Raw genomic sequence first — 23,477 nt, 5'->3', positions numbered from 1 at the left:
GATCGGAACACGCTCGAAGGGACGACCATGGCATTCTCCCGTTCGGCACGTTTAGGGGCTGTCGCCACCGCGGCGGCCTCTTTCCTCGCCATCGGCGCCGCCTCCGCCCCCACCCCGGGCGCCGACGGCATCGGCGACTCCTACTTCCCCCAGCTCGGCAACGGCGGCTTCGACGCCCGGCACTACGACCTGAACGTGGCGTACGACCCGGACACCGACCGCCTCGACGGCCGTACGACGATCACCGCCCGCGCCACCCGCAACCTCTCCTCCTTCGACCTCGACCTGCAGAAACTGGAGGTCACCCGCGTCGAAGTGAACGGCAGACGCGCCCAGTTCACACGGGACGGCGACGAACTGCGCATCACCCCCCGCAGCCCCCTGCACCGGGGCCGGACGTTCACCGCCACCGTCACCTACGGCGGCGTACCGGAGCCCCTCGGCGGCCCCATCGTCTTCGGCTCGGACTACGGCTGGATGAAGACCGCCGACGGCGTCTTCGTCGCCTGCGAACCCAACGCCGCCTCCACCTGGTTCCCGTCCAGCGACCACCCCTCCGACAAGGCCACCTACGACATCCGCATCAAGGCGCCCCAGGGTCTGACCGGCGTCTCCAACGGGCGGCTGGTCTCGACGCACGACCGCGGCGGCTCCACGTACACCCACTGGCGCGAGAACAGGCCCATGGCGACGTACCTCGCGACCGCCACCATCGGGAAGTTCGACGTGCGGACGGGAAGGACCCCCTCCGGCACCCCGATCTACGTCGCCATCGACCCGGTGCTGAAGAACGCCAACAACGTCGACGTGTACGCCGTCACCGCCGCCGCCACCGACTACTGGTCGCAGGTCTTCGGGCCGTACCCCTTCGAGGAGACCGGCGCGATCGTCGACGACATGCCGCAGGCCGGGTTCTCACTGGAGGTGCAGAGCAAGCCCGCCTACTCCGCCGTGCGCAACGAGACGACGATCGTGCACGAGCTGGCCCACCAGTGGTTCGGCGACTCGGTCTCCGTCGCGCACTGGAAGGACATCTGGCTGAACGAGGGCTTCGCCACCTACGCCCAGTGGCTCTGGGCGGAGCACCAGGGCACCCGATCGGCGCACGACTCCTTCCTGGCCGGCTACAACGCCCGCCCCGCCGACGCCGCCTTCTGGCAGATCAAGGTCGCCGACCCGCAGCGCGACACGATGTTCGCCTCAGCCGTCTACCAGCGCGGCGCGATGACGCTCCAGATGCTGCGCGAGCGGATCGGCGACCGGGCGTTCTTCGAACTGCTGCCCGCCTGGACGAAACTGCACCGGTACGGCAACGCCGACACGGACGACTTCATCCGGCTCGCGGAGAAGGCCAGCGGGCAGCAGCTCGACGACCTCTTCCAGACCTGGCTGTTCACCACAGGGAAACCGGCACTGTGAGCCTCGCTTTGTAAGGTTCACGCTCGCCGGCAGGTGAGAATGTCAGGGTGTTCCAGCAACTCTTCAGTCCCTCCGTCCAGCACACCATCGACCTCGTCGGCATCTTCGTCTTCGCGATCTCCGGCGCGCTGCTGGCCGTCCGCAAGAACTTCGACGTCTTCGGCATCGCCGTGCTGGCCGAGGTCACCGCGCTGGGCGGAGGGCTGTTCCGGGACCTGGTGATCGGGGCCGTACCCCCGGCCGCGTTCACGGACCTGGGGTACTTCATCACCCCGCTGCTCGCGGCCCTCCTGGTGTTCTTCCTGCACCCGCAGGTGGAGCGCATCCAGGTCGCGGTCAATGTCTTCGACGCGGCGGGCCTCGGCCTGTTCTGCGTCGCCGGCACGACCAAGGCGTACGCCTTCGGGCTGGGCCTGACCGCCTCGGCCTGTCTGGGGCTGGCCACCGCCGTCGGCGGCGGTGTGCTCAGGGACGTGCTCGCCAACGAGGTGCCGTCGCTGCTGCGCTGGGACCGCGACCTGTACGCGGTTCCGGCGATCGTCGGCGCCACCATGGTGGTGCTCTGCATCCGCTACGCCGCGCTGACCCCGTTCACCAGCGCCCTCGCCGTCGTCACCGCCTTCGTGCTGCGGCTGCTCGCGATGCGGTACCACTGGCGAGCGCCGCGTGCGTGGAACCGCCGGTCGACGGTGTCCGAGGAGTAGTGCCGGCCGTGTCCGCCGTCCGCGGCCGGTTCTCGCCCATCTGCAGGGTCAGCCAGCGGAAGACCGGCACCACCTGTGGCCGCCACAGCGCCATGGTGTGGCCGCCCGCGCTGCGCGGCAGGAACACCACGTGCACGGTCGTCGGCGCCTTGGCGATCGATTCCAGGGCCATGCCCGCCTGGTAGCCGTCCCCGGACTCCCCGGAGACGTACAGCGCGATCCGGGGCGGCACGGGAGCCTTCTGGAGCAGCAGGTAGGGGTTGTTCCGGGCGCGCAGGGCGGGGCTCTGCGCGGCGAGGGAGTTGCGCTCGCCGATCGGGTCGTTGTAGCCGGACAGGCTCACCGCCGCCCGGTAGCGGTCGGGGTGGGCGACGGCCAGCTTGACCGCGCAGTGGGCGCCCGCCGAGTACCCGGCGACCGCCCAGCCGGAGGGCGCGGGCTCGGCGCGGAAGTTGTCCGTCACCATCTTCGGTACGTCTATGCTCAGCCAGCTGTCGGCGTTCACCGTGCCCGTGATGTTGGCGCAGCCGGTGTCCACGCCGGCCAGCAGGTTGGTGCGCGGCGCCACCAGGATGAACGGCGCCACCCGGCCGCTGCGCATCAGCGGCAGCAGCTGCTCGTGGGCCTTCAGGGACCCGAACCAGGCCTTCGCCGAACCGGGGTAGCCCGGCAGCAGTTCCACGACCGGGAACCTGCGGTGCCGGTAGGCGGGTTGGCCGTACTGCGGCGGCAGCCAGACGTAGACCTCGGCGTTCACGCCCGACACCCGGCCCTTGAGCTGGGTGACGCGGACTCCGCCGGCGGCGTGCATGCCGGGGCCGTCGGCGGCCTCGAAGGTCTGCTCGACCCTGGGCAGCCGCTTCAGCGCTATGCCGCCGGTGCCGTCCCGGCCGAGGTCGGCGGCCTGCTGGACGTGGTCGCCGGTGCCGAGCAGGTCGGCCCAGTTGTCGTAGAGGTTGTTGGAGTTGTTGACGAGGACGAACACCAGGGTGACGGCCGTGCCCTGGGCGAACAGCAGCATCAGCACCCGGGCCGCGACGCGCAGTGCCCTGGGCCCCCGCATCCTGGACCACAGGACGAGCGGCAGCACGAGGGCGACGACGGACAGCACGGCGGTCGTGGAGAGAAACGCGGTCCCGGTGAGGCTCATGCCCTCATAGAGGGGAACAACGGGCTCCGGGTTACGGACGTGTCCGGACACTTACCGAGAAATTGCCGGAACCTCACCCGGCAGGCCGGATCTCTTGTCATCCGCCCGCAACAACCAAAGCTACCGCTTAGTAATTTCCTGTTGTACGGTTCACCCATGCCAGAAGCAGCTTCCGCCCCCGTCACGCGGGCCGTGATCGGCGACAGCGAGTTCGACCGCGACACCGCGGTCACCCGGCGCGAGCCCGGCGTCTACGACATCGACCTCTCGGCCGGCTGGACCATCATCAGCGCCGTCAACGGCGGCTATCTGCTGGCCGTCCTGGGCCGGGCCCTCGCGGACACCCTCCCGCACCCCGACCCGTTCACGATCTCGGCGCACTATCTGACCGCCTCCCAGCCGGGCCCGGCGGTCGTCCGCACCGAGACCGTCCGCACCGGCCGCACCCTCTCCACCGGCCAGGCCTCGCTCCTCCAGTACGACGAGCAGGGCAACGAGGTCGAGCGGATCCGTGTCCTCGCCTCCTACGGCGACCTCGACTCCCTGCCCGACGACGTCCGTACGACCGCGCGGCCGCCCGCCCTCCCGCCGATGGACCAGTGCTTCGGCCCCGAGGACGGACCCGCCCCGGTCGAGGGCAGCTCCGCCATCGCCGACCGCCTGATGCTCAAGCTGGACCCGGCCACCCTCGGCTGGGCCCTCGGCGCCCCCTCCGGCAAGGGCGAGATGCGCGCCTGGTTCGGCCTCGCCGACGGCCGGGACGCCGACCCCTTCGCGCTGCTGCTCGCGGTCGACGCCCTGCCGCCGACCGCCTTCGAGATCGGCATCTCCGGCTGGGTCCCGACGGTCGAACTGACTGTCCACGTACGCCACCGCCCCGCCCCGGGCCCCCTGCGCGTGGCGATCACCACCCGCAACCTGGCCGGCGGCTTCCTGGAGGAGGACGCCGAGGTCTGGGACAGCACCGACCGCCTGGTCGCCCAGTCCCGCCAACTGGCCCGCGTCAGACTCGCCTGACCGGCATGCGGCCCAGCCAGGCGGCCAACTCGCTGTAAGGGTCGGCTCCTTCGGGGGTCTTGGTCGCGTCGGCGAAGGGGGTGTCCTGGTCGCGGGCCGGGTCCGGGAGGACGCGGTGGGCGGTGGCGAGGGCGAAGTCGGCGAGCTCGGGGTCGAGTTCGTGGGGGTGGCCGAGGGCCTCGGACAGGTCCCAGGTGTGGGTGACCAGTTCCATCAGGTAGCCGGAGAGCGCGGCTCGCCCGGGGACCTCGCCCCACGGGACGCGGACCGGAGCCGTCATCCGGGCGTCGCTCTGCCAGGCCTTGAGGACGCGGGTGCGCGCCTCGTCGTACGCCGCCGTCCATTCGTCGTCCCCGACGCCGTCGGCGAAGGGGTGGACCGCGAGGCCGTCGCCGCCCTCGCCGACGACCGCGATCCGCCGGGTGCCGCCGACGATGTGGCTGAGCAGGGTGCGTACGTCGAACTCGGTACAGGGCGTGGGACCGGCCAGCTGCTCGGGCCGGACGGTCTTGATGAGCGCGGCGGCCTGCTCGGTGGCGCGGGTGTAGAGGGGGCGGGGATCGATGGCGTTCATGGCGTGCCTCTCGTTGAGTCGTCGGGCCGAGCATCCCCGGATAACCTGACATCTTCCGTCAACATTTGCCGCGAGGCGCCCGGGGCGGGATCCTGGCCGGGTGAAGTCCGACCGCCTGCTGTCGATCCTGCTGCTCCTGCAGACCCGGGGCCGGGTCCCCGCGCACGAACTCGCCGAGCGGCTGGAGGTGTCGGTACGCACCATCTACCGCGACATCGAGGCCCTGTCCGCCTCCGGCGTCCCGGTCTACGCCGAGCGCGGCCGGCACGGCGGCATCGAGCTCCTCGCCGGGTTCCGTACGGACGTCACGGGACTGACCGCCGACGAGTCCCGCGCCCTGTTCATCCTGGCCGCCCAGGGCGCGCACGCCGCGCTGGGCCTGGACGCGGCCCTCGGCTCGGCGCTGCGCAAGGTGATGGCCGCCCTGCCGGCGCCGCACCGGCCCGCCGCCGAGGTCACCAGCCGCCGCATCCTGGTCGACGCCACCCGCTGGAAGGGCGGTCCGCAGCCGGCCGTCGACCTGGAGACGCTGCAGGACGCGGTCTTCGCGGACCGGCGCCTTAGGCTGCGCTACCGGCACAGCGGTGAGCGGCAGCCGAACACGTACACCGTCGACCCCTACGGCCTGGTCGCCAAGGCCGGCGTCTGGTACCTGGTCGCCGACCGCCGGGGCCGGCCGCGGCTGTTCCGCGCCGACCGGGTGCACTCCGCCCGGCTGCTCGACGACCCCGTGCGCCGCCGTCCCGGTGTCGAACTCGCCGACGTCTGGGAGCTGTTGCGCCGCCAGGTCGAGGAGTCGCCGGGCGGCCTGGAGGTCACCGTGCGGGTCCACCGGGAGCGCCTGGACATGTTCCAGCGCATAACGGCCTCGGCGCTGGCCGAACTCCCCGACGACGACGGCGAGGGCGAGTGGGTGACGGCCCGGCTGTCGTACCCGTCCGTCCGCGCGACCCGCCAACTGCTCGCCTTCTCCGACGGGGTGGAGGTGCTCTCGCCCCCCGAGGTGCGCGCCGAACTGCTGGCCGCGGCCCGTTCCGTCACGGACCTGTACCAGTGAGCGGGCGCGGCGGGACAGCGAAAGCCCAGGCCGGGACGGGTACTTGGCGCGTGCTTTACCCGATGGACAGGGAGGCCACAGGAGGGACTCAAGAACGCCCTAAGCGCCGTTGATTGAGTGCCGCCTCAGGACTTCCTCATCTTCCGTGGAGTTGGCTCTCATGAAGCGTGCCCGTCTCGTCCCCGCCGTCGCCCTGCTCGCGCTGTCCCCGCTGCTGCTGACCGCGTGCGGCTCGGGCGACTCGTCGTCCTCCAGCGGCAGCTCCGGTCAGCAGAGCTGCCGGCCGCCGTCCGGCATGCCGACCGGCGGCGCCTCCGGGCGCCCGAGCGGCGCGCCGAGCGGCGCCCCGTCCGGCGCACCCTCGGGGGCGGCGTCCGGCAAGCCGACCGGAACCCCCTCGGGCGTCCCCTCCGGCGCGCCGAGCGGCGCCCCCGGCGGCGGCCAGGGCGGCCCCGGCGGTGGTCAGGGCGGCGGCTGCGGCGGCCCGGGCGGCGGACAGCCGGGGCAGGGGCAGCAGGCTCAGCAGGGCTGACGGAAGGGTCCGTACGGCACGGGATCCGTACGGCGGGGCGGCGCGCCGGGCAGACGGGCGCGCCGCCCTCGCGCGTCCGGGCTCAGTCCAGCCAGTGGTGGCGGCCGACGCTGATCAGCCGCAGCTGCCGGATCGCGAGCTGGGTGACGCGCTCCCGCGCCTCCTCGGAGGCGTCCGGCGCCTCCATGGCCTCCAGGAAGAGGGAGGCCGTGATGAGCATCTGGTCGACGTAGAGGTGGGCGAGCATCAGCAGGTCGTCGTCGTTCCACCCCGAGGACTCCGGATCCTTGGCCAGCTCGGCCTTCACCTCCTCGGCGAACCGGGACAGCTGGGCCCGGATGGCCTCCCGCACCGGCTGCACTCCGCCGTGCCGCTCCCGGGCGATGAAGCGGACATGGGCGGGGTAGGCGGCCACATGGCCGGCGATCAACGCGATGGCGCGCGCGACGCGTTCGTCGCTGTCACCGGCCGAGGACACGGTCGTCCGCACCATCGGGTGCAGACTGCCCAGCGCCTCGTCGACCAGGGCCACGCCGAGGTCCGCGGTGGAGCGGAAGTGCCGGTAGAACGCGGTCGGGGCGACGCCGACGGCACGGGTGACCTCACGCAGGCCCAGGCTGCTCAGACTCTGTTCCTCCAGCAGCCCCAGCGCCGCGTCCAGGAGTGCCTGCCGGGTCTTCTGTTTCTGGGCCTGCCGGATCCCGAGGGTGTGACTCATGTCATCCAGTTAACAACTGTTCTCCGGAATTGAAAAGCCGCCCGGGGCGCTAGACTCGAAGTCAGTGAACAAGTGTAACCACAACCGTTCACCGAAACTTCACGCCAGCACCTCGGAGGGGGATCCACTCATGCTGTTCATCGTCGCCGCTCTCCTGCTGCTCGGCGTCGTCCTGGGCACCGTGGCCCACGCGCCGCTGACCTTCACCGCCGTCGCCGCCGCCGTCATCGCCACCTGGCTCGGCGTCTTCGCGCTCCGCGAGCGCCACGGCCGCCGGCGCGGTACGTCGGCCAACTGACCCGCACCCGTCCAGCCAGCCATTCATCCGTTCCGTCGGAAGCTGACCACCATGCAACTCACCGCACCGGCGACCCGCCGTACCGCTACCCGCGATGCCGACGGTATGGCCGTCGCCTCCTTCATCCTGGGCCTCCTCGGCCTCCTGGTCCTGAACCTGTTCCTCGGCCCCATCGCCATCGCCCTGGCCGGCGTGGCCCTGTGGCGGGGCACCGCCCGCCGCGGCCGGGCCCTGCTCGGCATGACCCTGGGCGTCGCCGACCTGTTGGTCCTGGTGGCGTTCATGCAGGCGGACAACACCGTGTCCTGGAGCTTCTAGGCAACCGGACGAGCCGTGCGCACGCGTGGGGAGCGGCCGGGGACGAGCCGCGACCACTGCCAGGGGGCCCCGTAGAATCGGGCTCACCATGGCTTACCTCGACCACGCCGCCACGACCCCGATGCTCCCGGAGGCGGCAGAGGCCCTGACCGCCCAGCTGAGCATCATCGGCAACGCGTCCTCCCTGCACGCCTCCGGCCGCAAGGCCCGTCGTACGGTCGAGGAATCCCGCGAGACCCTGGCGGACGCGCTGGGCGCCCGCCCCAGTGAGGTGGTCTTCACCTCCGGCGGCACCGAGGCCGACAACCTCGCCGTCAAGGGCCTGTACTGGGCCCGCCGCGACGCCGACCCGGCCCGCACCCGCGTCCTGGCCAGCCCCGTGGAACACCACGCCGTCCTGGACGCCGTCCACTGGCTCGGCGAACACGAGGGCGCCACCGTCGAGTACCTCCCGGTCGACTCCTACGGACGGGTCCGCCCCGAGGCCCTGCGCGAGGCCATCGCCCGCGACCCCGGAGATGTGGCCCTGGCCACCGTCATGTGGGCGAACAACGAGATCGGCACGGTCCTGCCGGTCCGTGAACTCGCCGACGTCGCGGGGGAGTTCGGTATCCCCCTGCACGCCGACGCGGTCCAGGCCTTCGGTCAGGTCCCGGTCGACTTCGCCGCCTCCGGCCTCGCCGCGATGACCGTCTCCGGCCACAAGATCGGCGGCCCGTACGGCATCGGCGCCCTCATCCTCGGCCGCGAGTACACCCCCGTACCCGTCCTGCACGGCGGCGGCCAGGAGCGCCACGTCCGCTCCGGCACCCTCGACGTCCCGGCCGTCGCCTCCTTCGCGGTGGCCGGCCGCCTCGCCGCCGAGCAGCGGGAGTGGTTCGCCCGCGAGATCGGCGCCCTGCGCGACTTGCTGATCACGGCGGTGCGCTCCGCGGTCCCGGACGCGATCCTGGGCGGCGACCCGGTGGACCGGCTCCCGGCCAACGCCCACTTCACCTTCCCCGGTTGCGAGGGCGACTCCTTGCTGCTCCTGCTGGACGCCCAGGGCATCGAGTGCTCCACCGGCTCCGCCTGCACCGCCGGCGTCGCCCAGCCCAGCCATGTCCTCCTCGCCACCGGCACCGATCCCGACCTGGCCCGCGGCACCCTCCGCTTCTCCCTGGGCCACACCTCCACCGAGGCGGACGTCGAGGCGGTCGCGAAGGCGATCGGCCCCGCGGTGGAGCGTGCGCGCGCCGCGGGACTGACCTGACGGGTGGCTAGCTCTCCGTCACCATGAGGGACGCCATCATGCCCTCGTCCTCGTGCTGGAGGAGGTGGCAGTGGAGCATGTACATGTATGTGTCGTCGGCGAAGTCCGTGAACTCCATGGCGATCTCGATGGTTCCGCCGCCCACCACCTCGTAGGTGTCGTACCAGCCGAGCTCGACCCCGCTGGGATCCTCGCCGTTGACGGAGACCAGCTGGAACGGCACGTCATGCAGGTGGAAGGAGTGCTCCAGCTGCGTGTTGTTCTTGACGGTCCATATCTCCTTGGATCCCAGCGTCGTGCTGATCATGGCCATGGCGGACATGGTGGTCCCGGCCGAGCCGTTGATCAGCATGGTCGCGCCGCTCTGGCCCAGTGTGATCGTCCGCGCGGTGAAGTCGCTCGTGTCGTACCGGTCGATGGTGTTCAGCGTGCTGGGCAGGTCGTCCGGGGTGTCGCTGCCGCTCGCGGTGACGGTGAGGAAGTCGTAGGTGCCGCTGCCGCCGCGCACCCAGCCGGTGGTGATGACCGCCTGCAGCGTCACGTCGGCGGTGAGGTCCATGACGACCTCGGCGCGGGCGCCGGCCACCAGCCGGACGGACGTCACGTCGGCCGGCTCGGCCAGATAGCCCTGGTCCGTGGCGATCTGGGTCATCGTGCCGCCGTCGCTGCGCTGGACGGTGATGATGTCGGACGGCGAGGCGTTGAGGATCCGGAAGCGGGTGCGGGTCTTGGTCGCCTCGAAGGTGAGGGTGGTGTCGTCGACGTTGGTGCCGTTGCACAGCACGGGGTAGGTCAGTCCGCTGGAGAGGTAGCCGGTCAGGTTGTACTTGACGTCGCCGGAACTGTCGGCGGCCAGGCACTGCAGGATGAGCGGGATGTCGTCGACCCCGTACTCGCTGGGCAGCGCGGCGGAGGCGTCCGAGTCGTCCTCGACGATGATCATCCCGGCCAGTCCGGCCACCACCTGCTCGGCCGTCGTGCCGAGTGCGTGCGGGTGGTACCAGAGGGTCTTGGCCTCGTCCTTCACCTCGAAGGTGGGGGCCCAGGTCTCCCCGTCGGCGAAGGCCACCTGGGGGCCGCCGTCCATCTTGGGCGGGACGTGGGCGCCATGGAAGTGGACCGTGGTGTCCGCGCCCAGGCTGTTGGTGATGTTCAGCAGCACCGTATCGCCGCTGGTCCACTTCATGGTCGGGCCGAGGTACGCCTGGTTGTAGCCCATGGTGGAGCTGGTGACGCCGGCGACCACCTCGCTGATGCCGGTCTTCGCCTCCAGGGTGAAGGTGGTGGTGCCGTCCGAGGTGGCGCCCTCCAGGAGGTCTGGGACGGTGAGCGTGCCGGACGCCGCGGACGCCTTGTCGCTGCCGTTGCTCAGCAGGGCGAAGGTCGTGCCCGCCGCCCCGACCGCCGCCAGGCCGAGCCCCGTCATGCCGCCCAGGAACTTCCGTCGGTGCAGGCCCTTACCTCGTCCGCCCGCGCGGCCGACGGGCTGTGTGCTGTGAGTCATGGCCCCGGATGTTTGACCTAAGGGCTGTGTAAAGAGTGGGCCGAAGTTAGGGATGAGCCACGCGCGCTGTGAGACCGCCGTGAGCGGCATCCTTGCTCAACTGCCTTGAAGAAAAGCCAACTTGAAGTGCGGCAGGTCACATCCATCGCGCGGGACGCATCGGACACATGAACCCCGGAGCCCGCTCACAGCGGGACCGGTGTGTGATGTGCGTCACTTCTTATGCCGCGCTTGCTGCCGTACGAGCCCGATGTACCGGTCCCAGTCCCAGTACCGCCCCGGATCCGTGTGATCCGTACCCGGCACCTCCACGTGCCCGATGATGTGCTCCCGGTCGACAGGGATGCCGTACCGCCCGCAGATCGCGGCGGTCAGCCGCGCCGAGGCCGCGTACATGGCGTCCGTGAAGGAGGACGCGCGCTCCACGAACCCCTCGTGCTCGATGCCGACGCTCCGCTCGTTGTACCCCCGGTTGCCCGCGTGGAAGGCCACGTCCAGCTCGCGGATCAGCTGCGTCACGCGCCCGTCCTCGCGCACGATGTAGTGCGCCGCCGCCTCGTGCGCCGGGTCCTTGAAGGCCTGCACCGCGCTCGCGTAGTCGCCCTGGGTGACATGGATGACCACCCGGTCGATCGCGTAGTCGGCCGGCCGGTCCGCCCGCCGGTAGTTCGCCGCGGACGCCGCCACCCAGCGCGCACCCCGGAAATCCACCGCGCCCGCCACCCGGGGCTTGTCCACTCCCGGCAGCCGCCACCACAGGTGCGACAGCTCCTCCCGGGCCAGCGCGGCCGTGCCCACGGCGGCAGCGGCGCCGCCGACCAGCAGGGCCCGTCGCCCCAGCCGCCGATCGGAGTCGCCCTTCGCCGCGCCCGCCTGTGTCGCCCCCATGTGATCGTCAACGGATGTGCGCGGCCTCCGGTTCCCGCGCCCCCTTACCCTGGAAGGGTTATGACTGACACCTCGCAGCCCACCCGCCCCCTCCGCGTCCTCGCCGCCATGTCGGGCGGCGTGGACTCCGCCGTCGCCGCCGCCCGCGCGGCCGAGGCGGGCCACGACGTGACCGGCGTCCACCTGGCGCTCTCCGCGAACCCGCAGTCGTTCCGCACCGGCGCGCGGGGCTGCTGCACCATCGAGGACTCGCGCGACGCCCGCCGGGCCGCCGACGTCATCGGCATCCCGTTCTACGTCTGGGACCTCGCCGACCGCTTCCGCGAGGACGTGGTCGAGGACTTCATCGCCGAGTACGAGGCCGGCCGCACCCCGAACCCGTGCCTGCGCTGCAACGAGAAGATCAAGTTCGCCGCGCTGCTGGACAAGGCGCTGGCCCTCGGCTTCGACGCGGTCTGCACCGGCCACTACGCCCAGGTGATCGTGACCGAGGACGGCACGCGCGAGCTGCACCGCGCCTCCGACATGGCCAAGGACCAGTCGTACGTCCTCGGTGTCCTGGACGACCGGCAGCTGGCCCACGCGATGTTCCCGCTCGGCGACACGGTCACCACCAAGGACGAGATCCGCGCGGAGGCCGAGCGCCGGGGCCTGGCCGTGGCCAAGAAGCCCGACTCGCACGACATCTGCTTCATCGCCGACGGCGACACCCAGGGCTTCCTGGCCCAGCGCCTGGGCAAGGCCGAGGGCGACATCGTCGACGAGTCCGGAGCCAGGCTCGGCACGCACGAGGGCGCGTACGGCTTCACCATCGGCCAGCGCAAGGGGCTCAGGATCGGCACCCCGGCGCCGGACGGCAAGCCGCGCTACGTGCTCGACATCTCGCCGGTGGACAACACGGTGACGGTCGGCCCGGCCGCCGCCCTGGACGTCACCGCGCTGACCGCCGTCAAGCCCCGCTGGTGCGGCGCCGCCCCCACCGGCCCCGGCACCTACACCGCCCAGCTCCGCGCCCACGGCGGCGAGACCGAGGTCACCGCCGAGCTGGTCGACGGCTCCCTGGAGGTGTCGTTCACCGAGCCCGTCCGCGGTGTCGCCCCCGGCCAGGCGATCGTCCTGTACGACGGCACGCGCGTGGTGGGCTCGGCGACGATCGCGACCACGGTGCGGGCCACGGCCGGGGTGGCGTGAGCGTCAGCCCCGCGCGGTGAGGAACTCCGCGAGCACCGGCGCCAGGACGTCCGGGTCCACCATGTGGGTCTGACCCTCCAGGACGCGGTACGTGCCCCGGGGGGCCGCCTCCGCGACCGCCCGGGTCGCCTCGCGGAGCCACTCGGGGCTCTCGCCGCCCGCGACCGCCAGGACGGGGACGGTGATCGCGGCCAGCCGGTCCCGGGGCAGCAGGCCGTCGCCCATCACGGCGTCGTCGTAGGCCAGGCTCGGCGCGATGGCCTCCATGTCGGCCCACATGGGGGACTGGCGGGCCCGCTCGATCATCCCCTCGGCCAGCCCGGTGAGCCGCAGGAACAGCTCCACCGCGTCACCGCGGCTGCCCCGCGCGAGCGCCTCGGTGAGGTTCTTCGTGTACGCGGCGCGCTCCTTCGCGCCCCCGCCCCCGTAGTCCGCGAACGGCGTCTCGTACACGGCCACCTGACGCACCGGCAGCCCGCTCGCCGCCGCCCGGAGCGCCAGCGCGCCGCCCGAGGAGATGCCGTAGAGCGCCGCCTCTCCGCCCACCGCGTCGATCAGCGCCGCGAGGTCCTCCACCTCCCGCTCCACCGCGTACGGCTCCGTGTCACCGCTCGCGCCGCGGCCCCGGCGGTCGTACCCGACGGCCTGGTAACGGTCTGCGAGCCGCTGTGCCAAGGGCGCCACGGTGTGGCCCGTGGACATCGCTCCGCTCACCAGGATCACCGCGGGACCCCGGCCGGTGGTTTCGTAGGCGATTCGGGTGCCGTCGCGGGAAAGCGTCTCCTTGTCCATACCTCAGCAGACTGCCGCACGGGTATGGACTCATCGGTCAGGACACGTCGACTTCGTAGAAGCAGAGGTGGTCCTTGATCGGCGCCACGTCCGGTTTCGGGTCGAGGTACGCCCACACGAGGTCGGGCGCGTCCGGCAGCGACCAGTAGGACGCCGTGCCCTTGAAGGGGCAGTACGTGTGGGTGTCGGAGGGGGTGAGGAGATCCAGCCGTACGTCCTCGGCGGGGATGTAGTACCGCACCGGACAGCCGGTCTCCCGCAGTACCAGGGGCCGGTCGGTCTCGGCCAGCACCTGCTCCCCGTGCAGCACGCGCACGCGCCGCTCACCCTGCTCGATCGTGATGGTGTGCCCTGTCGCATGTCCTTCGGCCATACCGGAACAGCACTCGCGGGCCCCGCTTTTCTTCCCCCTAGGCTGACCCCATGCGAATCTGCGTCTTCCTCTCCGCCGCCGACCTCGACGACCGCTACACGCGCCCCGCGCGCGAGTTCGCCGAGCTGATCGGCAAGGCCGGCCACACCCTGGTCTGGGGCGGGTCGAACGTCGGCCTGATGAAGGTGGTCGCGGACGGGGTGCAGGAGGCGGGCGGCCGGCTCGTCGGCGTCTCCGTCGGCTTCCTGGCGAACCGGGCGCGGCCCGGCGCCGACGAGATGGTGATAGCCGCGGACCTCGCCGAACGGAAGAAGCTGCTGCTGGAGAAGGCCGACGCGGTGGTGATCATGGTGGGCGGCACCGGGACGCTCGACGAGGCCACCGAGATCCTCGAACTGAAGAAGCACGGCCGCACCGACAAGCCGGTGGTGCTGCTGAACACGGCGGGCTTCTACGACGGCCTCAAGGAGCAGTTCCGCCGCATGGAGGACGAGGGCTTCCTGCCCCGCCCGCTCAGCGACCTCGTGTTCTTCGCCGAGGAGCCGGTGGGGGCGCTGGCGTACCTGGAGCAGGGCCAGGACAACGCCTGATGCGACGATGACGCCATGGCTACTCATGTGATCACCGGAGCGGGTTCCGGCATCGGCGCGGCCGTGGCCCGCCGCCTGCACGCGCGCGGGGACGAACTCGTCCTGCACGCGCGCGACGCGGCCCGCGCGAAGGAACTGGCGGCGGAGTTCCCCGGCGCGCAGACGCTCGTCGGCGACCTCGCCGACCCGGACCGGCTGTCCTGGGCCTTCTCCCACCAGGCGCTCCCCGACCGGGTCGACTCGCTCCTGCACATCGCCGGAGTCGTCGACCTCGGCGAGGTGGGCGACCTGACCCCCAAGTCCTGGCGCCACCAGCTCAACGTCAACCTGATCGCCCCCGCCGAGCTGACCCGGCACTTCCTCCCGCAGCTCCGCGCCGCCCGAGGCCACGTCGTCTTCGTCAACTCCGGCGCCGGCCTCAACGCCCACGCCGGCTGGTCCGCCTACGCCGCCTCCAAGCACGGCCTCAAAGCCCTCGCCGACTCCCTGCGCCAAGAGGAACACCCCAACGGCGTCCGCGTCACCTCCGTCTACCCCGGCCGCACCGCCAGCCCCATGCAGGCCAAGGTCCACCAACAGGAGGGCAAGGACTACGACCCCACCAAGTGGATCGCCCCCGAATCCGTAGCCACGACAATCCTCACAGCGATCGACCTCCCAAAAGACGCGGAGATCAACGACGTGACGGTACGCCCGGGCCGATAGCCCTCCTCCTCGCACGCCCACCTCTCAGCACGTTCAGGGCTTGAGGACGGGGGCGTCCAGGCTGAACGGGGGCTGGGGGCGGAGCCCTGTGGTGGGGTGCTGGGGCGGGGCCTCCGGGTGCGGGTGGGTGGGGGGGCGTGGCCCATGGCGGGGTGCAGGGGCGGAGCCCTGCGGGGTCGAAGGGGCAGAGCCCCCAAGCGGGGTGCAGGGACGCGGCCCCTAGCGGGGTGCAGGGGGCGCGGCCCCCTGGGGGGCGCTGGGGCGGAGCCCTGCGGGGGTACTGGGGGCGGAGCCCCGGCGGGGTGGGGGGCGTGGCCCCCGGCGAGCCTGCGGGGTCGAACGGGCGGAGCCCTCAAGTGGGGTGCAGGGGCTCGTCCTCAGGCGGGGTGCTAGGGCAGATCCCCCAAGCGGGTTGCGGGGGCGCGGCCCCTGGCGGGGTGCAGGGGGCGCGGCCCCCGGGAGGTGGTGGGGCGGAGCCCTGCGGGGGTCAGGGGGCGGAGCCCTCAAGCGGGGTGCTGGGCGGAGTCCTGCGGGGGTGCTGGGGGCGCGGTCCCTGGCGGGGTCGAAGGGGCGGAGCCCCTGGGATGGGACGGGTAGGGGCGGCGGGGGCGAGACAACCGAGCCCCGCACCGGCACCCCGCACCGGCACCCCACCCCCCAACACCTACGTAGGCTTCACCCGTGAACGACAACTTTCGCTTCGGCCCCGCCACCGGCGTCGGCTCCCTCCCCGGCGGCGACGCCCGGGAAGCCGCCAAGACGGCCACCGGAAGCATCGAGGACTTCCCCTTCCTGCCCGAGCTCCCCGCGCGCGGCCCCGGCGCGGACATGATCGGCCGCACCACAGGGATGCTCGTCGAGCTGTACGCACGCGTGGAGCCCAGCGGCTGGCGGATCGGCGACCGGCCGGGGCGGGACACCAGGCGGGCCCGGTCCTGGCTCGGCGAGGACCTCGACGCCCTGGAGGAGTTCACACAGGGCTACGAGGGCCCGCTGAAGGTACAGGCCGTCGGACCGTGGACACTGGCCGCGAACCTGGAGCTGAGGAACGGGGAGGCCGCCCTCTCCGACCCCGGCGCCTGCCGCGACCTCGCCGCCTCCCTCGCCGAGGGCCTGCGGCTGCACCTCGAAGAGGTCCACCGCCGCATCCCCGGCGCACACCTGGTCCTCCAGCTCGACGAGCCCTCCCTCACCGCCGTCCTGCGCGGCCAGGTGAAGTCCGCCAGTGGCTACCGCACCCACCGCGCCGTGGACCGGCAGATCGTCGAAGCCACGATCCGGGACATCGTCGGCGTGCACGCGCCGGGACCCGTGGTGGTGCACTCCTGCGCCCCGGACGTGCCCTTCGCCCTGCTGCGCCGCGCGGGCGCGGCCGCGGTCTCCTTCGACTTCTCCCTCCTCACCGAGCGTGACGACGACGTGATCGGCGAGGCGGTGGAGGGCGGCACCCGCCTCTTCGCCGGTGTCGTGCCGAGCGCGGACGGCCCGCTGTCAGACCCTGCCGGTAGCGTCATGGGTGTCAGGACGCTGTGGCGCAGGCTGGGGCTGCATCCGGGACTGCTCGCGGAGGCGGTGACCCTCACTCCGGCGTGCGGTCTCGCGGGCGCTTCCCCGGAGTACGCGCGCCGGGCGCTCGCCCACTGCGCCCGGGCGGCGAGGTCTCTCGCGGACAACCCAGAGTAACGGGAGGACAACACGGTGGCCGGCGACAAGCAGCAGGCGGAGACGGCAGTGCCCGCCGAGGCACGGGAGCAGCACGCGCAGCTCGCTGAGCAGATCGAGGAGCACCGCTTCCGGTACTACGTGAAGGACGCTCCCGTCATCAGCGACGCGGAGTTCGACAGTCTGCTGAAGACCCTGGAGGGGCTGGAGGACCGGTATCCGGAGCTGCGCACGCCGGACTCGCCGACCCAGAAGGTGGCCGGGTCGTACGCGACGGAGTTCACCTCGGTCGAGCACCGGCAGCGGATGCTCTCCCTGGACAACACCTTCAACGACGACGATCTCGCCGCCTGGGCCGACCGCATCGCCCGGGAACTGGGCGAGCAGGAGTACCACTTCCTGTGCGAGCTGAAGGTCGACGGCCTCGCCGTGAACCTCACCTACGAGAACGGCAGGCTCACCCGCGCCGCCACCCGTGGAGACGGCCGCACCGGCGAGGACATCACGCCCAACGTCCGTACGATCGCGGAGATCCCGGACCGCCTCGACGGCGACCGCGTCCCCGACCTGGTGGAGATCCGCGGCGAGGTCTACTTCCCGATGGAGCGGTTCGAGGAGCTCAACCGCCGCCTGGTCGCGGCCGGCGACAAGCCCTTCGCCAACCCCCGCAACGCGGCGGCCGGTTCGCTGCGCCAGAAGGACCCGCGCGTCACCGCCACCCGCCCCCTGCACATGGTCGTCCACGGCATCGGAGCCCTGGAGGGCTACGAGGGCCTCACCCGCCTCTCCCAGGCCTACGACCTGCTGAAGACCTGGGGCCTGCCCACCTCCCGGCACAACAGGGTGGTCGACGGCCTCGACGGCGTCCGGGAGTTCATCGCGTACTACGGCGAGAACCGCCACTCCGTGGAGCACGAGATCGACGGCGTGGTGGTCAAGCTCGACCAGATCCGCCTCCAGGGCCGCCTCGGCTCCACGGCCCGCGCCCCGCGCTGGGCGATCGCGTACAAGTACGCGCCGGAGGAGGTCAACACCAAGCTGATCGACATCAAGGTGGGCGTCGGCCGCACCGGCCGCGTCACGCCGTACGCCCAGGTCGAGCCGGTCACGGTCGCGGGCAGCGAGGTCGAGTTCGCGACCCTGCACAACCAGGAGGTCGTGAAGGCCAAGGGTGTCCTCATCGGTGACACGGTGGTGATCCGCAAGGCCGGTGACGTCATCCCGGAGATCCTCGGACCCGTGGTCGACCTGCGCGACGGCGGCGAGCGCGAGTTCGTGATGCCGGCCGAGTGCCCCGAGTGCGGTACACCGCTGCGGGCCATGAAGGAGGGCGACATCGACCTCCGCTGCCCCAACGCGCGCACCTGCCCCGCGCAGTTGAGGGAGCGGGTCTCCTATCTCGCGGGCCGTGAGTGCCTGGACATCGAGCACTTCGGCCAGGTGGCGGCGGCGGCGCTGACCCGCCCGCTGGAGCCGGCCGACCCGCCGCTGGTCGACGAGGGCGACCTGTTCGACCTGACGGTGGAGAAGCTGCTGCCCATCAAGGCGTACGTGCTCGACCCGGACAGCGGTCTGCCCAAGCGGGACCCGAAGACGGGCGAGGACAAGGTCGTCACGGTGTTCGCCAACAAGGAGGGCGAGCCGAAGAAGAACACCCTCGCGCTGCTGCGGAACATCGAGGCGGCCAAGACCCGTCCGCTGGCCCGCTTCCTGAACGGGCTTTCCATCCGGCATGTCGGGCCGGTGGCGGCGCAGGCCCTCGCGCGGGAGTTCCGGTCCCTCGACCGCATCGAACAGGCGACGGAGGCGGAGCTGGCGGCCACCGACGGCGTCGGCCCCATCATCGCCGCGGCGTTGCAGGAGTGGTTCGCCGAGGACTGGCACCGCGAGATCGTGCGCAAGTGGAAGGCGGCCGGAGTCCCGCTGGAGGACGCGAGCTCCGGCGAGGACGAGGGACCGCGTCCGCTGGAAGGGCTCACCGTCGTCGTGACCGGCACCCTTGAGCGCTTCACCCGCGACGGCGCCAAGGAGGCCCTGCAGAGCCGGGGTGCGAAGGTGACCGGTTCGGTCTCGAAGAAGACATCCTTCGTCGTTGTGGGTGACAACCCTGGATCGAAGTACGACAAGGCGATGCAGCTGAAGGTGCCGGTTCTGAACGAGGACGGTTTCGGCGTCCTACTGGAACAGGGACCCGACGCGGCGGCCGAAGTCGCGCTTCCGACCGGAGAGTAGCGGTTGAAGGCCACCCGAACGGCGCATATCAGAAGCATAAGGGTGGCCAGGGCGCATTCGGGCAACCGTCGACGACCGCTGCCCGAGGAAGCCTTCAGCGGCCTACTGTTGAGCTGTGCGCCTGCCGTGCCCAGCTGCGGTCGGGGCATCCCCCTGCTCTCCTGGAGCGGGAGGAAGGGCTTTCCAACGCGGAGCCGCTGAGGGTTGTCGGGCGTCGGGCCGCGTGGCGTGGGCACCGCCGGCTGTGAGAGGGACGGGAATGGAACCGACCGAGAGCGCCGCCCCGGACTCCCGGCTGCGCCTGCGCCGCAGGACGGGCGCATGGCGGGGGATCCGGTGGACGGGGCGGACCGAGGAGCGCGGCACGCCGGGGCGCGCCACCGCGGGCCCCACCCCGGCGGACGCGCGCCCCGCACCCGTACCGCCGGCCATCGAGCCGGCCTCGGCACTGCCCGGTGCCGAACCCGAACGGAACCTGTCCCGGCCCTCGCTGCCCGCGGCCGTGGTCGCCGCCGCCGGCCTCGCCCTGGGCGCCGGCTTCTACGGCGCCTTCACCGGCCACCGCGCCCTCTTCCCCTCCGGTGCGGTCGGCTGGGCCCTGGCCGTGCTGACCGGCGTCATCGTCGGCCACCTCGTCCTGCTCGGCCGCTCCCGCTGGTGGGGCGGCACCGGCTCCGGCGCCGCCCTCACCATCGCCGTCCTGCTGCTGTACGGCTGGGTGCCCGCCGGCCTGGTCAGCCTCACCGTCGTCGTCCTGGTCGGCGTGGCCCGGCGCCACCGCTGGCGCCAGGGCGTGCTGCGCGGCGCGGTGGACATCCTCGGCATCGGCGCCGGCGCCCTGGTGCTGGGCGTCTCCGGCCGCGTACCGACGGTGGAGCGGCCCTGGAACCCCGACCACTGGACGATCACCACCGCCCCCGAGGTCGTCCTCGTCGCCACCGCCTACCTCGCGGTCAGCCGCATCCTGCTGTGGTACCTGCACGCCCCGCGCGGCGGCCTGCCCACCGTCGCCCGCACCGCCCTGGTCCGGCAGGGCCTGGTCGCCGTGGCGCTGCTCGGCATCGCGCCGCTGGTCTGCGTGGTCGCCGTCGCCCAGCCGCTGCTGCTCCCGCTGTTCGCCATCCCCCTCATCGCGCTCGACTCCACGTTGTGGATAGCCCGGGCCCGCGCGGAGGAGCAGCTGCGCGATCCGCTGACCGGGCTGCCCAACCGGCAGTGGCTCCTGGAGCGCATCTGGACGGCCCTGGACGACGCCGAGCGCATCGGCGCCCGGGCCGCCCTGATGCTCATCGACCTGGACCGCTTCCGGTCGGTGAACGACACCCTCGGTCATCTCGCCGGCGACCGGCTGCTGCTGCAGATAGCCGACCGGCTGCGCCTCGCGCTGCCGCGCGGCGCGGAGGCCGCCCGGCTCGGCGGGGACGAGTTCGCCGTGTTACTGCCCGTCGCCGACTCCACCACGTCGGCGACCCGGGTGGCCCGCGGCCTCGTCACCGCCCTCAGCTCCCCGCTCGACCTCGACGGGCTCACCCTCGTGCTGGAGGCCAGCGCGGGCGTCGCCGTCTTCCCCGACCACGCCCTGGACGCCGAAGGGCTGCTGCGCCGCGCGGACGTGGCGATGTACCAGGCGAAGCGGGACCGCACGGGCGTCGAGGTCTACGAGTCCAAGCGGGACTCCAACACACCCGACCGGCTGGGCCTGCTGGGCGACCTGCGCCGGGCGCTGGACGCGCACGAGGTCCAGCTGCACTACCAGCCCAAGGTCCGCTTCGACGGGCAGGTCGCCGGACTGGAGGCCCTGGTCCGCTGGGTGCATCCCGAGCGCGGGAAGGTGCCGCCGGACGAGTTCATAGCGATCGCCGAGTCCTCGGGGCTGATGCCCCATCTGACGGAGTACGTGCTGGAGACCGCCCTCGCGCAGGTCGCCCGGTGGCGCGCCCAGGGCCTGTACGTGCCGGTGGCCGTCAACGTCTCCCCGCGCGATGTGCACACGCCCGGTTTCGCGGGCTCCGTCGCCGCGCGGCTGGCCCGGCACGGTGTCCCGGCGGGAGCGCTCCAGCTGGAGATAACGGAGCACGTGCTGCTGGAGGACCCGCAGCGGGCCGCCGACACCCTCGCCGCGCTGACCATGCACGGCGTGAAGATGTCGCTGGACGACTTCGGCACCGGGTACTCCTCGCTGGTCCATCTGCGCCGGCTGCCGGTCAGCGAGCTGAAGATCGACCGCTCGTTCGTGGCGCGGCTGGCCGTGGACACGGAGGACGCGGAGATCGTCCGCTGCACGGTCGACCTCGCCCATTCCCTGGGCCTGCTCGTCGTCGCCGAGGGCGTCGAGGACGACGAGACCTGGGAACGCCTGCGGGACCTGGGCTGCGACGCCGTGCAGGGGTGGCTGGTGGCCGCGGCGATGCCTCCCGAGGAGACGACGGCCTGGCTGCTGGCCCGCGGGTCACGGGGCTGGCAGCGGCCGCGGGCGGCGCTCCCCGCCGCCGAGTGACTCTCCCGCTCGGCCCCGGCCGAGTCCCTCCGCCCGGGTCCCCTCAGCCCGTTCCCGCCGTGAAGTGACCGATCAGCAGCGCCAGTCGGGCCTCGTGGGCGCGCTCCGGCAGGCGACCGCTGCGCATCAGGGTGACCAGACCGCGCAGGCCTGCCCAGTACGTCTCCGTCAGGAGCCCCGGGTCGTCGCCGTCCGCGGCGATCGGTTCCACGGCCTGCGCCGGCTCGCCGAACGCCTCCCGCAGTGCCGCCGGCGCCTTGGGCGTGGCGAACGGCAGGTCCACGGGGTGGGTGAAGACGGCGTCGTAGAGGGCGGGGCGCCGGCGGCCGAAGACGGTGTACGCCTCGCCGACCGCCGCCAGGGCCGCTCGGGCGACCCGCGCCGCCGTACGCGCCGCCCGTAGTTCGACGGCCGGCTCCGCGCAGCCCTCGACCGCGACCGCGGCCATGATCGCGCCCTTGTCCTTGAAGTGGCTGTAGAGGACGGGCTGGCTGTACTCGATCTCGGCCGCCAGCCGCCGTGTCGTCACCGCGTCCCAGCCCTCGGCCTCGGCCAGTTCCCGCGCGGCGGTGACGATCAACCGCTCGCGCTCCGCCCGCTCGCGCTCTCGGCGCGTCTGGATCGGCATGCTCTGGATTCTATCAACGCTAGCCAATCTGTCGATGCTCTGCTAGCTTCGCTCTTGTCCCTAGCGTTGCTAGAAAGGAGAAGAGGCATGACCGTCACCGCGTACACTCTGGCCGTCGTGCTCGACCTGTTCTGCCTGTTCCTCGGCTACCGGTTCCTGTTCCAGCCCGCCTCCGCCGCCGCCGGCTACGGCGTCCCGGCCGATCCGGCGGGAGACGCCGGTGCCTACCTCACGATCAAGGGCCTCAGAGACGGCGCGTTCGGCGTGGTGGGCCTCGCGGTGCTGGCCTTCGCCGGAGCGCGTGCCGAGGCCTGGTTCATGGTCTGCGTGGCACTCGTGCCGCTCGGCGACATGCTGATAGTCCTGCGACACGGCGGCACGAAGGCGGTGGCGTTCGGGATCCACTTCGCCACCGCGGTCGTCGTACTGATCAGCGCCGCCCTGCTCTTCCTCGTCTGACCCTTTCGTCCGACCACGTCGGCACCATCACCGGGGGTATGACCATGTCGCTGTTCGTTCCGAAGTTCGACGAGTCCGTGATCGTCCGCGAGGCCGAGGCCGAGGTCGTCGGCCGCGCACCCACCACCATCCGCCTGCTGGCCGACAGCAGCGCCACCGGAGGCGCGCTGTCCACCCAGCGGGTCACCCTCACGGGAGGCGCCGACGGCGCCAAGCCGCACTGGCACGACAACTCCGCCGAGATGTTCTTCCTGATCGACGGCGCCGCGGAGATCCTCTCCGGCGAGGAGGTCGTCACCGCCGGCCCCGGCGACCTCGTCATCGTCCCGCCCGGCAGGCCGCACGCCTTCGCCGCCGTGCCGGGCGCCGACGCCGACCTGCTCATCGTCCTCACCCCGGGCGTCGAACGCTTCGAGTACTTCCGCCACCTGCGGCGCATCGCCCTCGGCGAGGCCACGCCGGAGAGCCTTCTGGAGGTGCAGGAGCTGTACGACAACCACTTCCTGCGCAGCCCCGCCTGGGACTCCCGCCGGTGACAGGGCAAACCGTTTCACGTGCACAGCACCCCGCCCCATAGGATTGGCCCCAAACCACACACACTCACCCCAGAGGAACGCTGCATGCCTGGCATCACGCGCGAGGAGGTCGCCCACCTCGCCCGGCTGGCGCGTCTGGAGCTGAAGCCCGAAGAGCTCGAACACTTCGCGGGACAGCTGGACGACATCATCGGCGCGGTCGCCCGCGTCAGCGAGGTCGCCGACCAAGACGTACCGCCGACCTCGCACCCGCTCCCGCTGACGAACGTCATGCGCCCGGACGAGGTCCGTCCCTCGCTCACCCCCGAGCAGGCGCTCTCCGGCGCCCCGGCCCAGGAGCAGCAGCGTTTCAAGGTGCCGCAGATCCTGGGGGAGGACTGA

25 protein-coding genes are annotated in these 23,477 nt (G+C 72.0%); 17 read left to right on the top strand and 8 right to left on the bottom strand.

The genetic code is table 11. The features are described 5' to 3' along the window. The first annotated feature begins 27 nt into the window (after nucleotides 1-27). Nucleotides 28-1,419 (top strand): M1 family metallopeptidase, encoded by a 1,392-nt coding sequence (locus ACZ7L0_RS38625; RefSeq protein WP_471247256.1) that lies wholly within the window; start codon nucleotides 28-30, stop codon nucleotides 1,417-1,419. Between the two features lie 47 nt (nucleotides 1,420-1,466). Beyond that, nucleotides 1,467-2,123, top strand: a complete 657-nt coding sequence (locus ACZ7L0_RS38620) for a trimeric intracellular cation channel family protein (protein ID WP_471247255.1) — start codon at nucleotides 1,467-1,469, stop codon at nucleotides 2,121-2,123. On the opposite strand, the gene ACZ7L0_RS38615 is transcribed toward ACZ7L0_RS38620, so the two are convergent. After that, the gene (locus ACZ7L0_RS38615) at nucleotides 2,032-3,273 is read right to left on the bottom strand and encodes an alpha/beta hydrolase (protein WP_471247254.1); all 1,242 of its coding nucleotides are present in this window, start codon (nucleotides 3,271-3,273) and stop codon (nucleotides 2,032-2,034) included. The genes ACZ7L0_RS38620 and ACZ7L0_RS38615 overlap by 92 nt on opposite strands. A 156-nt stretch (nucleotides 3,274-3,429) precedes the next feature. On the opposite strand from ACZ7L0_RS38615, the gene ACZ7L0_RS38610 reads away from it, so the two are divergent. Continuing rightward, the gene (locus ACZ7L0_RS38610; RefSeq protein ID WP_471247253.1) at nucleotides 3,430-4,290 is read left to right on the top strand and encodes a thioesterase family protein; all 861 of its coding nucleotides are present in this window, start codon (nucleotides 3,430-3,432) and stop codon (nucleotides 4,288-4,290) included. On the opposite strand, the gene ACZ7L0_RS38605 is transcribed toward ACZ7L0_RS38610, so the two are convergent. Continuing rightward, nucleotides 4,277-4,864, bottom strand: coding sequence for a TIGR03086 family metal-binding protein (locus ACZ7L0_RS38605; protein ID WP_471247252.1), 588 nt, complete (start codon nucleotides 4,862-4,864; stop codon nucleotides 4,277-4,279). The genes ACZ7L0_RS38610 and ACZ7L0_RS38605 overlap by 14 nt on opposite strands. A 100-nt stretch (nucleotides 4,865-4,964) precedes the next feature. Between ACZ7L0_RS38605 and ACZ7L0_RS38600 the strand changes: the two genes are divergently transcribed. Both ACZ7L0_RS38600 and ACZ7L0_RS38595 read left to right on the top strand, forming a co-directional pair. Continuing rightward, nucleotides 4,965-5,921: a helix-turn-helix transcriptional regulator gene (locus ACZ7L0_RS38600; RefSeq protein WP_471247251.1), complete on the top strand. Its 957-nt coding sequence runs from the start codon at nucleotides 4,965-4,967 to the stop codon at nucleotides 5,919-5,921. A gap of 160 nt (nucleotides 5,922-6,081) precedes the next feature. After that, on the top strand, nucleotides 6,082-6,453 hold the full coding sequence (locus ACZ7L0_RS38595; protein ID WP_471247250.1) for a hypothetical protein: 372 nt from the start codon (nucleotides 6,082-6,084) through the stop codon (nucleotides 6,451-6,453). An 82-nt stretch (nucleotides 6,454-6,535) separates the two neighbouring features. Here ACZ7L0_RS38595 and ACZ7L0_RS38590 read toward each other — a convergent pair whose 3' ends face one another. Continuing rightward, on the bottom strand, nucleotides 6,536-7,171 hold the full coding sequence (locus ACZ7L0_RS38590; protein ID WP_471247249.1) for a TetR family transcriptional regulator: 636 nt from the start codon (nucleotides 7,169-7,171) through the stop codon (nucleotides 6,536-6,538). Between the two features lie 130 nt (nucleotides 7,172-7,301). Here ACZ7L0_RS38590 and ACZ7L0_RS38585 point away from each other — a divergent pair, with 130 nt between their 5' ends. The 3 genes from ACZ7L0_RS38585 to ACZ7L0_RS38575 all read left to right on the top strand — a co-directional run bounded on the left by ACZ7L0_RS38585 (nucleotide 7,302) and on the right by ACZ7L0_RS38575 (nucleotide 9,039). Further along, a complete protein-coding gene (locus tag ACZ7L0_RS38585) occupies nucleotides 7,302-7,469 on the top strand; it encodes a hypothetical protein (protein ID WP_471247248.1) in 168 nt (55 codons plus the stop codon). Between the two features lie 51 nt (nucleotides 7,470-7,520). Then, a complete protein-coding gene (locus ACZ7L0_RS38580; RefSeq protein WP_471247247.1) occupies nucleotides 7,521-7,787 on the top strand; it encodes a DUF4190 domain-containing protein in 267 nt (88 codons plus the stop codon). A gap of 88 nt (nucleotides 7,788-7,875) precedes the next feature. After that, entirely contained in the window at nucleotides 7,876-9,039 is a 1,164-nt protein-coding gene (locus tag ACZ7L0_RS38575) for a cysteine desulfurase family protein (RefSeq protein WP_471247246.1), read from the top strand. Between the two features lie 7 nt (nucleotides 9,040-9,046). Here the strand turns inward: ACZ7L0_RS38575 and ACZ7L0_RS38570 are convergent, their stop codons facing one another. Both ACZ7L0_RS38570 and ACZ7L0_RS38565 read right to left on the bottom strand, forming a co-directional pair. Further along, nucleotides 9,047-10,543 (bottom strand): multicopper oxidase family protein, encoded by a 1,497-nt coding sequence (locus tag ACZ7L0_RS38570; protein WP_471247245.1) that lies wholly within the window; start codon nucleotides 10,541-10,543, stop codon nucleotides 9,047-9,049. Nucleotides 10,544-10,756: 213 nt separating this feature from the next. Then, a complete protein-coding gene (locus tag ACZ7L0_RS38565; protein ID WP_471247244.1) occupies nucleotides 10,757-11,431 on the bottom strand; it encodes an N-acetylmuramoyl-L-alanine amidase in 675 nt (224 codons plus the stop codon). Between the two features lie 60 nt (nucleotides 11,432-11,491). Here ACZ7L0_RS38565 and mnmA point away from each other — a divergent pair, with 60 nt between their 5' ends. Beyond that, nucleotides 11,492-12,622, top strand: coding sequence for a tRNA 2-thiouridine(34) synthase MnmA (gene mnmA / locus ACZ7L0_RS38560; RefSeq protein ID WP_471247243.1), 1,131 nt, complete (start codon nucleotides 11,492-11,494; stop codon nucleotides 12,620-12,622). Between the two features lie 3 nt (nucleotides 12,623-12,625). On the opposite strand, the gene ACZ7L0_RS38555 is transcribed toward mnmA, so the two are convergent. Next, the gene (locus ACZ7L0_RS38555) at nucleotides 12,626-13,414 is read right to left on the bottom strand and encodes an alpha/beta fold hydrolase (RefSeq protein WP_471247242.1); all 789 of its coding nucleotides are present in this window, start codon (nucleotides 13,412-13,414) and stop codon (nucleotides 12,626-12,628) included. Nucleotides 13,415-13,451: 37 nt separating this feature from the next. Next, complete coding sequence (locus ACZ7L0_RS38550; protein WP_471247241.1) at nucleotides 13,452-13,787, bottom strand: DUF427 domain-containing protein; 336 nt, start codon at nucleotides 13,785-13,787, stop codon at nucleotides 13,452-13,454. A 50-nt stretch (nucleotides 13,788-13,837) separates the two neighbouring features. Here ACZ7L0_RS38550 and ACZ7L0_RS38545 point away from each other — a divergent pair, with 50 nt between their 5' ends. The 5 genes from ACZ7L0_RS38545 to ACZ7L0_RS38525 all read left to right on the top strand — a co-directional run bounded on the left by ACZ7L0_RS38545 (nucleotide 13,838) and on the right by ACZ7L0_RS38525 (nucleotide 21,473). Continuing rightward, a complete protein-coding gene (locus ACZ7L0_RS38545; RefSeq protein ID WP_471247240.1) occupies nucleotides 13,838-14,377 on the top strand; it encodes an LOG family protein in 540 nt (179 codons plus the stop codon). Nucleotides 14,378-14,392: 15 nt separating this feature from the next. Then, nucleotides 14,393-15,082, top strand: a complete 690-nt coding sequence (locus tag ACZ7L0_RS38540; protein WP_471247239.1) for an SDR family oxidoreductase — start codon at nucleotides 14,393-14,395, stop codon at nucleotides 15,080-15,082. A gap of 681 nt (nucleotides 15,083-15,763) precedes the next feature. Next, on the top strand, nucleotides 15,764-16,765 hold the full coding sequence (locus tag ACZ7L0_RS38535; protein WP_471247238.1) for a methionine synthase: 1,002 nt from the start codon (nucleotides 15,764-15,766) through the stop codon (nucleotides 16,763-16,765). Nucleotides 16,766-16,780: 15 nt separating this feature from the next. Continuing rightward, nucleotides 16,781-18,976: an NAD-dependent DNA ligase LigA gene (gene ligA / locus ACZ7L0_RS38530; RefSeq protein WP_471247237.1), complete on the top strand. Its 2,196-nt coding sequence runs from the start codon at nucleotides 16,781-16,783 to the stop codon at nucleotides 18,974-18,976. A 259-nt stretch (nucleotides 18,977-19,235) separates the two neighbouring features. Continuing rightward, nucleotides 19,236-21,473 (top strand): putative bifunctional diguanylate cyclase/phosphodiesterase, encoded by a 2,238-nt coding sequence (locus ACZ7L0_RS38525; protein ID WP_471247236.1) that lies wholly within the window; start codon nucleotides 19,236-19,238, stop codon nucleotides 21,471-21,473. A 43-nt stretch (nucleotides 21,474-21,516) separates the two neighbouring features. On the opposite strand, the gene ACZ7L0_RS38520 is transcribed toward ACZ7L0_RS38525, so the two are convergent. After that, the gene (locus ACZ7L0_RS38520) at nucleotides 21,517-22,101 is read right to left on the bottom strand and encodes a TetR/AcrR family transcriptional regulator (RefSeq protein WP_471247235.1); all 585 of its coding nucleotides are present in this window, start codon (nucleotides 22,099-22,101) and stop codon (nucleotides 21,517-21,519) included. An 87-nt stretch (nucleotides 22,102-22,188) separates the two neighbouring features. Here ACZ7L0_RS38520 and ACZ7L0_RS38515 point away from each other — a divergent pair, with 87 nt between their 5' ends. The 3 genes from ACZ7L0_RS38515 to gatC all read left to right on the top strand — a co-directional run bounded on the left by ACZ7L0_RS38515 (nucleotide 22,189) and on the right by gatC (nucleotide 23,477). Beyond that, nucleotides 22,189-22,560, top strand: a complete 372-nt coding sequence (locus ACZ7L0_RS38515) for a DUF4267 domain-containing protein (protein ID WP_471247234.1) — start codon at nucleotides 22,189-22,191, stop codon at nucleotides 22,558-22,560. A 44-nt stretch (nucleotides 22,561-22,604) separates the two neighbouring features. Then, nucleotides 22,605-23,096, top strand: coding sequence for a cupin domain-containing protein (locus tag ACZ7L0_RS38510; RefSeq protein WP_471247233.1), 492 nt, complete (start codon nucleotides 22,605-22,607; stop codon nucleotides 23,094-23,096). An 84-nt stretch (nucleotides 23,097-23,180) separates the two neighbouring features. Then, nucleotides 23,181-23,477: an Asp-tRNA(Asn)/Glu-tRNA(Gln) amidotransferase subunit GatC gene (gatC, locus tag ACZ7L0_RS38505; RefSeq protein WP_030231941.1), complete on the top strand. Its 297-nt coding sequence runs from the start codon at nucleotides 23,181-23,183 to the stop codon at nucleotides 23,475-23,477.

Source organism: Streptomyces sp. NPDC039424 (assembly GCF_055639495.1).
The sequence above is the reverse complement of the archived record's forward strand: the minus strand, read 5'-3'. Positions and strand labels throughout refer to the sequence as shown.

What these genes read in the sequence shown, in the direction of transcription:
- ACZ7L0_RS38540 (WP_471247239.1), top strand. Translation starts at nt 14,393, where the DNA reads ATGGCTACTCATGTGATCACCGGAGCGGGTTCCGGCATCGGCGCGGCC.
- ACZ7L0_RS38615 (WP_471247254.1), bottom strand. Translation starts at nt 3,273, where the DNA reads ATGAGCCTCACCGGGACCGCGTTTCTCTCCACGACCGCCGTGCTGTCC.
- ACZ7L0_RS38590 (WP_471247249.1), bottom strand. Translation starts at nt 7,171, where the DNA reads ATGAGTCACACCCTCGGGATCCGGCAGGCCCAGAAACAGAAGACCCGG.
- gatC (WP_030231941.1), top strand. Translation starts at nt 23,181, where the DNA reads ATGCCTGGCATCACGCGCGAGGAGGTCGCCCACCTCGCCCGGCTGGCG.
- ACZ7L0_RS38610 (WP_471247253.1), top strand. Translation starts at nt 3,430, where the DNA reads ATGCCAGAAGCAGCTTCCGCCCCCGTCACGCGGGCCGTGATCGGCGAC.
- ACZ7L0_RS38570 (WP_471247245.1), bottom strand. Translation starts at nt 10,543, where the DNA reads ATGACTCACAGCACACAGCCCGTCGGCCGCGCGGGCGGACGAGGTAAG.
- ACZ7L0_RS38550 (WP_471247241.1), bottom strand. Translation starts at nt 13,787, where the DNA reads ATGGCCGAAGGACATGCGACAGGGCACACCATCACGATCGAGCAGGGT.
- ACZ7L0_RS38545 (WP_471247240.1), top strand. Translation starts at nt 13,838, where the DNA reads ATGCGAATCTGCGTCTTCCTCTCCGCCGCCGACCTCGACGACCGCTAC.
- ACZ7L0_RS38625 (WP_471247256.1), top strand. Translation starts at nt 28, where the DNA reads ATGGCATTCTCCCGTTCGGCACGTTTAGGGGCTGTCGCCACCGCGGCG.
- mnmA (WP_471247243.1), top strand. Translation starts at nt 11,492, where the DNA reads ATGACTGACACCTCGCAGCCCACCCGCCCCCTCCGCGTCCTCGCCGCC.
- ACZ7L0_RS38605 (WP_471247252.1), bottom strand. Translation starts at nt 4,864, where the DNA reads ATGAACGCCATCGATCCCCGCCCCCTCTACACCCGCGCCACCGAGCAG.
- ACZ7L0_RS38520 (WP_471247235.1), bottom strand. Translation starts at nt 22,101, where the DNA reads ATGCCGATCCAGACGCGCCGAGAGCGCGAGCGGGCGGAGCGCGAGCGG.
- ACZ7L0_RS38585 (WP_471247248.1), top strand. Translation starts at nt 7,302, where the DNA reads ATGCTGTTCATCGTCGCCGCTCTCCTGCTGCTCGGCGTCGTCCTGGGC.
- ACZ7L0_RS38515 (WP_471247234.1), top strand. Translation starts at nt 22,189, where the DNA reads ATGACCGTCACCGCGTACACTCTGGCCGTCGTGCTCGACCTGTTCTGC.
- ACZ7L0_RS38510 (WP_471247233.1), top strand. Translation starts at nt 22,605, where the DNA reads ATGTCGCTGTTCGTTCCGAAGTTCGACGAGTCCGTGATCGTCCGCGAG.
- ACZ7L0_RS38565 (WP_471247244.1), bottom strand. Translation starts at nt 11,431, where the DNA reads ATGGGGGCGACACAGGCGGGCGCGGCGAAGGGCGACTCCGATCGGCGG.
- ACZ7L0_RS38595 (WP_471247250.1), top strand. Translation starts at nt 6,082, where the DNA reads ATGAAGCGTGCCCGTCTCGTCCCCGCCGTCGCCCTGCTCGCGCTGTCC.
- ACZ7L0_RS38580 (WP_471247247.1), top strand. Translation starts at nt 7,521, where the DNA reads ATGCAACTCACCGCACCGGCGACCCGCCGTACCGCTACCCGCGATGCC.
- ACZ7L0_RS38555 (WP_471247242.1), bottom strand. Translation starts at nt 13,414, where the DNA reads ATGGACAAGGAGACGCTTTCCCGCGACGGCACCCGAATCGCCTACGAA.
- ACZ7L0_RS38525 (WP_471247236.1), top strand. Translation starts at nt 19,236, where the DNA reads ATGGAACCGACCGAGAGCGCCGCCCCGGACTCCCGGCTGCGCCTGCGC.
- ACZ7L0_RS38575 (WP_471247246.1), top strand. Translation starts at nt 7,876, where the DNA reads ATGGCTTACCTCGACCACGCCGCCACGACCCCGATGCTCCCGGAGGCG.